Source organism: Allocoleopsis sp. (assembly GCF_036703385.1).
In the GTDB taxonomy this organism is placed as follows: Bacteria; Cyanobacteriota; Cyanobacteriia; order Cyanobacteriales; family Coleofasciculaceae; genus Allocoleopsis.
In genome coordinates this window covers 1-6,970 of sequence record NZ_DATNPA010000066.1, presented here as the reverse complement: position 1 = coordinate 6,970, position 6,970 = coordinate 1, and the positions used below count along the sequence as shown (strand labels likewise).

General features: G+C 46.8%; 8 protein-coding genes. 4 read left to right on the top strand and 4 right to left on the bottom strand.

The window, feature by feature from the left end:
- The 3 genes from V6C93_RS03580 to V6C93_RS03570 form a co-directional block, all read right to left on the bottom strand.
- A partial coding sequence (locus V6C93_RS03580; RefSeq protein WP_414644144.1) for a M16 family metallopeptidase occupies positions 1-830 on the bottom strand: 830 nt, incomplete at its 3' end.
- Between the two features lie 225 nt (positions 831-1,055).
- Positions 1,056-1,331 carry a UBP-type zinc finger domain-containing protein gene (locus tag V6C93_RS03575; RefSeq protein ID WP_333475274.1) on the bottom strand — a complete coding sequence of 92 codons (276 nt, stop codon included), beginning with the start codon at positions 1,329-1,331 and terminating at the stop codon, positions 1,056-1,058.
- Between the two features lie 168 nt (positions 1,332-1,499).
- Complete coding sequence (locus V6C93_RS03570) at positions 1,500-2,441, bottom strand: DUF5996 family protein (protein WP_333475273.1); 942 nt, start codon at positions 2,439-2,441, stop codon at positions 1,500-1,502.
- Positions 2,442-2,802: 361 nt separating this feature from the next.
- Between V6C93_RS03570 and V6C93_RS03565 the strand changes: the two genes are divergently transcribed.
- Positions 2,803-3,417 (top strand): TetR/AcrR family transcriptional regulator, encoded by a 615-nt coding sequence (locus tag V6C93_RS03565; RefSeq protein WP_333475272.1) that lies wholly within the window; start codon positions 2,803-2,805, stop codon positions 3,415-3,417.
- Positions 3,418-3,689: 272 nt separating this feature from the next.
- On the opposite strand, the gene V6C93_RS03560 is transcribed toward V6C93_RS03565, so the two are convergent.
- On the bottom strand, positions 3,690-4,127 hold the full coding sequence (locus V6C93_RS03560) for a DUF4332 domain-containing protein (RefSeq protein ID WP_333475271.1): 438 nt from the start codon (positions 4,125-4,127) through the stop codon (positions 3,690-3,692).
- Positions 4,128-4,257: 130 nt separating this feature from the next.
- Here V6C93_RS03560 and V6C93_RS03555 point away from each other — a divergent pair, with 130 nt between their 5' ends.
- From V6C93_RS03555 to V6C93_RS03545, 3 genes are all read left to right on the top strand, one after another.
- Positions 4,258-5,019 carry a hypothetical protein gene (locus tag V6C93_RS03555; RefSeq protein ID WP_333475270.1) on the top strand — a complete coding sequence of 254 codons (762 nt, stop codon included), beginning with the start codon at positions 4,258-4,260 and terminating at the stop codon, positions 5,017-5,019.
- On the top strand, positions 5,012-6,064 hold the full coding sequence (locus V6C93_RS03550; RefSeq protein WP_333475269.1) for a pentapeptide repeat-containing protein: 1,053 nt from the start codon (positions 5,012-5,014) through the stop codon (positions 6,062-6,064). The genes V6C93_RS03555 and V6C93_RS03550 overlap by 8 nt, the downstream gene beginning before the upstream one ends.
- Before the next feature lie 176 nt (positions 6,065-6,240).
- The gene (locus tag V6C93_RS03545; protein WP_333475268.1) at positions 6,241-6,774 is read left to right on the top strand and encodes a Rab family GTPase; all 534 of its coding nucleotides are present in this window, start codon (positions 6,241-6,243) and stop codon (positions 6,772-6,774) included.
- Positions 6,775-6,970 lie beyond the last annotated feature (196 nt).

Sequence of the window (6,970 nt, the reverse complement as noted above, 5' to 3'; positions counted from 1 at the left end):
TTCGTGGGGTCAACATCACCCACAACTGCGATCGTCAATTTACTGGGAGCGTAGTGAGTCTCAAAAAACTGCTGAACATCTTCACGGGTAAGGCTGCGAATGTCTTCGTTATAGCCAATCACCGGACGACGGTAAGGATGCTCTTTAAAAGCGGTATCGAGAAACACTTCAATCATCTTACCGATGGGAGAGTTATCGGTTCGCAGACGACGCTCTTCTAAGATGACATCTTTTTCTTTGTAAAATTCTCTAAATACGGGGTCTAGAAATCGATCCGACTCCAGAGACATCCACAGCTCTATCTTATTGGCAGGAAAGCTGTAGAAATAGACTGTGGCATCGGCGGATGTCGCCGCATTCAAGCCAACACCCCCAGACTGCTCCACAATCTGACCCAATTCATTCTGCTTGACCAAGCTAGCGGCTTGGGCCTCCACTTGGGTAAAGTCTGCCTGTAACTTGGTAACTTCTGTCTCTTTACCTGCCTTTTTAGCTGCTTGAATTTGTTCAGACAACTGATCTAGCTTGTCTAAAAGTGGCTTTTCGGCGTTGTAGTCTTTCGTCCCGATGCGCGTGGTACCTTTAAAAGCTAAATGCTCCAGGAAGTGAGCAACACCTGTTTTTCCATTAGGTTCATCGGCACCCCCAACATCGGCATAGGTGACAAAGGACACAACGGGGGCTTTGTCGCGTTTGAGCACAATGAACTTGATGCCGTTATCCAGGCGAAACTCTGTGATTCGCTGGATAACTCCCTCCAAGTAAGGCTGGATGGACGCAGAGGATGCGGCTGGGGTTTCGGTGCGAGCAAAAGCCGCAGCGGGAAGCATTCCCCATCCAATAATTGCCGTCCCCAGGAAAGCTAAAATGAGCGATCGCCACCGATGTTGTCTTAACTGGGCAGCAACAACCTTGAAAAGCAGAACGAATAAATTCACCTGACTCATATAGCGGTAGCAATTGGCACTGTTTTTAGTGTTCTCAATAACAGTTTCTCCGACTCCTGCTATATCCTGCCAAAAAAAGTAGCTCGTTGCGAGGGTAGGGGTTCTATGTCAATAGTTCTTGGATTGCTCATCCACAAAACACCACAGCCATTGCTCTCCTAATTCCGCTGAACTGATTACAGCATGTCCGGTTTCCTCATAGTGACGACGCGAATGCTGATGTTCAGATGAGTCACAGCACAGCATCTTGCCGCAGGTTTGGCAGATGCGCAGATGTACCCAGCGACCATTAATCCGCATACACTCTTCACAGCGGAATATGGGATAGTTTGCCTTAGAAATTAAGGTTTCCGGAGTTAGTTCATTGAGATGTTGGCAGGGCATAAGATTTTGTTGTGAGTAGATGAGTCGGTGGAGCTGATTGAAAGCTGCCAATTTTAGGACAACTGGATTGAGAGCATCCCCTTGTCTGAGTGCTAAATTGTTACTTTAACCCAAATGTTTCATATCACATCCGGGTTGAGTACCTTTTGGGATGAACCCAAGTCAGGTTTATAAAACTGGAGTGCCTTCTAAGGCGGCTCGATCCCAATTTCCTAAATGAGCAGCTGCCTCGTAGGTACTTTGGAGGAAGCTTTGGAGGACTTCATCAGGATTGTCAGCCTGTCGCACGGCTTCATAAGGCAGGATGAACTCTCCCATCTGGGAGTTGTAAAATGCTTCCTTTGGTTGGATAAGATAGTCTGCGAATCCCTCCGGTGTAGGGTAAGCATAAGCATAAAAAACCGGTTCTATCACTGCCCCACCCCCTGGCCAGAAACCACAGCTACTCACCTCATGCGAGTACGCCTCTCTTGTTACCCAATCTGCCATGTTAGGCACTCCACCTGGATGCTCTGGCGCAAGCCGCCCAGAGAAGCGAGTCACGGCAAGGTCAAAACTGCCCCAGAAAAAGTGTACGGGGCTGCTTTTACCAATGAAGCGCGAACGGAACGCTGTCATTATCCGATCGGCTTGCAGGAGAATACGCCAAAACCGCTGTGCGTACTCTGCATCGTAAACGGCATGTTTGTCATCCTGCTCAAAGGGGATAGGTTCCTGTACTTCCTGCGGCATCGTCCAAATGTGAACATCAATACCGAGCGCACGCAATGCCCCCATAACATCTTGGTAAAAGTCCGCCACAGAGCGGGAAACAAGCGCAATTCTGCGGCTGGTGCCGTCACTGGTGTCGATTTGTAACTGGTGTTCGAGAAAATTGAAGCTAATCTCAAAGGTGCGCGTTCCACAAGCTATTGAAGAGGTCGTCAGTCCACGCGGCGTAACATACAACGTAGAATGCCACCAATGATTAATTTTGGGAGCTAACGTCAGCCGGATTTTGCCAACGATCTGAGTCCACATGTGGAGCGTTTCATAGGTATCTTGCCACTCGGCAAGAGGCAGACTCGGCCAGGTAGTATCAATGAGTGTGCCATGAACGGGATCTGCCATGATGCCAGCCTCCGGGGGGGAATTAGATTAGGGAGAGTACCAGATGGAAACGACTGTTATATGTTAGGTAAATAAATTGCATAGTAGTAAAAATTTTTATGAGCTGTTACATACACAGGACAAGCACTTACATAACCTCAAGTGGATAGGCTAGAACCCTTGCTGTAGTGAAGATATAGCCTAGTCGGGATGGCACAGAGGGGGATGTTTGTACCAAAATCTCGGAACGAACTGCCAACAGCCGACTTCCCCCATCTTCATTCGGTGAGAAATTTGCAGCTGAGAATATCTTCACGAAACTTTTGCCAATTATTAGGTATCTTATTGGACAATAGCGCTACAGCTTTTGTTGGGACTTCAAATGCGAATTTTAAATCGGCCTCCTCAGTCAGAAACAGAGACAAGGCAACGCATCCTCCAAGCAGCGCAGCATTTGTTTGCGACGCGGGGATATGACGGGACAACAACCCGTGATTTGGCCAGTGCCGCTGGAGTAGCAGAAGGTACCCTATTTCGCCATTTTGAGAACAAAAAAGCCATATTAATTGAGGTCGCAACTCAAGGCTGGATAGAAATTCTTACTGATTTGCTGACAGAACTCAGTGAGATGGGCAGCTATAAAGCTGTGGCGCAGGTGATGCGACGGCGGATGCTGCGAATGCATGAGAATGCCGATATGATGAAAGTTTGCTTCATGGAAGCCCAGTTTCATCCAGAGTTACGCGATCGCATTCAGTCAGAAGTGATCATCAAAATGACGGATGTCGCTGAAGCCTTCTTCCAAACGGCAATGGATCGAGGGATTTATCGTCGCACGAACCCCAAAATTGTTGCTCAGGTGTTTTTGGGCATGTTTGCTGTTGCTGGCTTCAGCCATGAAACCATCATGGAACCAGGAGCCTCCCCTAAGCAAATGCAAGAGATGGCAGAAGGGCTAGCTGATATTTTCCTCAATGGCGTGTTAGCCAAAGATTAGGAACTGAGTTCGGATGAAGGGTCAATGATCCCCGTTAACCCTACGGATATAACGGGGGCTTGAAAGAGTCGGCTTTCAAGGGCAACCATTGTCTACCACTCTTAGAGCCTAGCGCTGGTACGCACGACTGGATATTCCCCTAGTTCAGTCCGCTGCAAGACTTTTGATTCAAGTCGCTTTAAGACAAGACATCTTGTGCTGGGTAGTGGTAAGGAGCAAGTAACTTTGGGCTAACGCCTCGGCTTCGCTAACATCCTTTACCCTTTATACTTTTAAGCTAACTCACGCGCTTGTTTAATCCAAGATGCAACTTTGTCTACATGAGGGCAAAGATCTTTGCGCTGCATCATGGCGACTTGCAACCGTAAGATTTGTTGATGCAATCTGTGGGCAGGAGTCTGGGCAAGTTGAGTCGCTGAGCAGATGCCCGCGTGCAGCACGAGTCCGCAGTATTGACAACCAATCCCCGGTATACGAGCCAAATCTGCTAACGCAACCCATTTGTTTACGTACTGAATCTTGATTTCCAGCTGATTAGCCAACACTTGCCTTAATTGCACAGTGCTAGCTTTTTGCAGGAGTTGCCCAGTTGTTGTCATGCCTAATCTTCGTAGCTGATCTCGATCCCGCTCGCTTAATCCTGGGAGTTGATCAATTGACCAATCACAGGGTTGGATAGCATAGCGCTGAGTTTTGGGTTTGGAATACATCCCGACTACCTCGGCAATTTGTTTGTGGAGTAGCTCACTTTCAAGGAGAAAGTCAATCTATGGAGAGAGAAAATCGCTTCACAGTCATGATAATATAGTCATCCTCCAACAGACTGATATCAGTTTGGTAATGCCACAACATCCCCCTCCCTTCTCTCAGGCTCCACCTGAGAACAACTGTCCAGTCTGCCTATCCATAAAATTGGAAGGAAGGCTGATTCAGGCCGAGAAGCAGGGGATTTTTAACCTCAAGACAAAATCGGCTGCAACCAACCAAATTCAACTGTACTTGGCTCTACAATTCAATGAACAGGAGGAGCCGTTACCCGGAAGGTGCCTTAAGTTCGGTATAAAAGGTGGAAAACTCAAGTTAAGGGTAGAAAATGGGGAACTTTCCCTGGCATCACCCGGACTAAAGGGAGCTTTTGAACTTTCTGGAGAACCGGGACGATACAACCCAGAAAGCAGTAACTATCAAAGTGGTTTCACGGTCTACTTAAGAGAGAGAAAACCTGAACTCCAGCCAAGCCTCGAAGCCCTGAAAACAGTCAGGAAAGAAGCGCCGGCTCAGATCGCTGTTTCTGGGAGCAGAACTCAAGGTTTACAGGAAAATTTAACCTGGGTTTTTGCGGCAGAAAAGGATAATTCTATTTTACAAGGCTCATTCAATCGTACCTTACTGGGAACCTTGAGGGTGAAAGCATTGCCCTGCCGTGTGGAAGCCATATTTTGCGTCTCGCCAGAAGATATCTATATAACGGATGCGGCAGGTCTGGTACCACACAAAATTGGGAAAAAGAAGAGGGTAATTATTCACAGAGCGATCGCTCGTCACTTACTGAAGCGAAAATTAAAACCCTATCTGAGTCGGCAAGAGTTGCGATATGACTGATAAAGCCTTTGCCCTGCACCTTTACAACCTGATCCAGCAACTCATGGGGGCCAGAGCAGAGGACTTGTCCAGGCTGGCGCAAATTGCTGGTCTAAATCTTGCTGAAGATTTTGTGGGTGTCGATCTTAGCGGTGAAGATCTCAGCGGCGATAACTTGAGTGGTGCTAACCTAAGCCGCACCGATTTGAGCGGAACTAATTTGAGCCGTGCCGACCTCAATCGTGCCGACCTCAATTGTGCCGACCTGAGCGGTGCGGATCTAAGCCGTGCCGACTTGGGTGGTGCCAATTTGAGGAATGCTAATCTGAGTGGTGCTAATTTGAGGGATGCCAACCTCAGGAACGCTAATCTAAGCGATGCCAATCTCAGTGGTGCTAACTTAATCAGTGCTAATTTCATTAATGCTAAATTGCTCTGTGCCAACTTAACTAGCGTTAATGCCATTCAGGCCAATCTGAGGGATGCTAAGCTAATTAGCTCTGACTTGAGTGGTGCCAATTTGAGCCGTAGCGACCTGAGAGATGCTAGTTTAATTCATGCAAAGCTCATCAGTGCCAACCTGAGAGAGGCTAACCTGAATGAGGCTGACTTGAGAGATGCTAATCTGATCAGTGGTACCTTGAATCGTATCAACTTGAGTGATGCTAACCTGATCGGAGCAGATCTCAGCGGTGCCGACCTGAACGAAGCAGATTTGAGCGGTGCCAACCTGCTCAAGGCTAATCTAACTCGTGCCAATCTCAGCAGCACCAACCTGCGTGGCGCAAATATGAGCCGTGTAAATCTCACCGGTGTTAAGCTCAGCAGAGCCAATCTCAGCCGCACTAACCTGAACCGTGCCAACCTGAGTAGTGCTAACCTGAGCGGAGCGGATCTGAAGCTTGCCAATCTCAGTCTGACTAATCTCAGGCTTGCGGACGTGACCCAGACACTATTTGCCTACAATTTAGGTCTTTCTGAGCTGATGAAGCGTGAGCTGATAGGGCGAGGGGCAATTTTTGAAGATCTGACTGACAATTGTTCAGAGGCTTTGACTCCTCATTGAATCATTACATGGTAATGTTATTTCGGGTTTTCGCTACGACTGAGGACACGCTTTATTTTCCGCAGTTTTATGGTGTGTGAACCCTGGTTAGGACTCCCCGCTGTTTGCTCTTGCCAGCATACCAGCAACGGCCTTCTCCTACAGGTTTCGTCCTCGAACTGAGCTGAACAATTACAATGCCTTCAACAATATCAAAAAAAATCTGTATGCTTGGCGACTTTAGTGTAGGTAAGACCAGCTTAATACGTCGCTTTGTGGATCGCCAGTTTAGCGATCAATATCTTTCCACAGTCGGTGTAAAAATTTCTCGAAAGACTGTTGAATGTCAATTAGCAGAGCAGCAGAAACAGGTAAATTTGCAGCTGCTAATTTGGGATTTAGAAGGAAATACTAAATTTAAGGCCATCACTCCGACTTATTTGCAAGGTGCTACCACCGCAGTGGTTGTTGCTGATGTCAACCGCCAGGTAACAATCGAGCATATTTCCGATCATATTGAATGCTTTTTATCGGTTAATCCTAAAGGTTTTGTCATCGTTGCTTTAAACAAATCAGATTTACTAGAGAAGGATAAAATGGAAAATATTTTTGATTTTATTTCCTTCAAAAATCAAGATAAGGTAATGGCAATCTATGCGACTTCAGCTAAAACAGGTCTATACGTTGATGAAATTTTCCAAAAACTAGCTTATCAAATGATCCAGCCCTAATGAATTTCTTGTTAAACCAACTATTATCTCTTCGCCAAATGGAATATTTGGCTTTGGATGGGGAGTTGAAGATTCTAGAGACATCCTTGGGAGCCAGGAGGTTTGCCGATTGTCCTAAGGATGTTATGCGGGGAAAACATGTCTGTCTTGGTTTTCCTGAACTGATAGGAATTGAATATATTTTGCTCTCTATTCT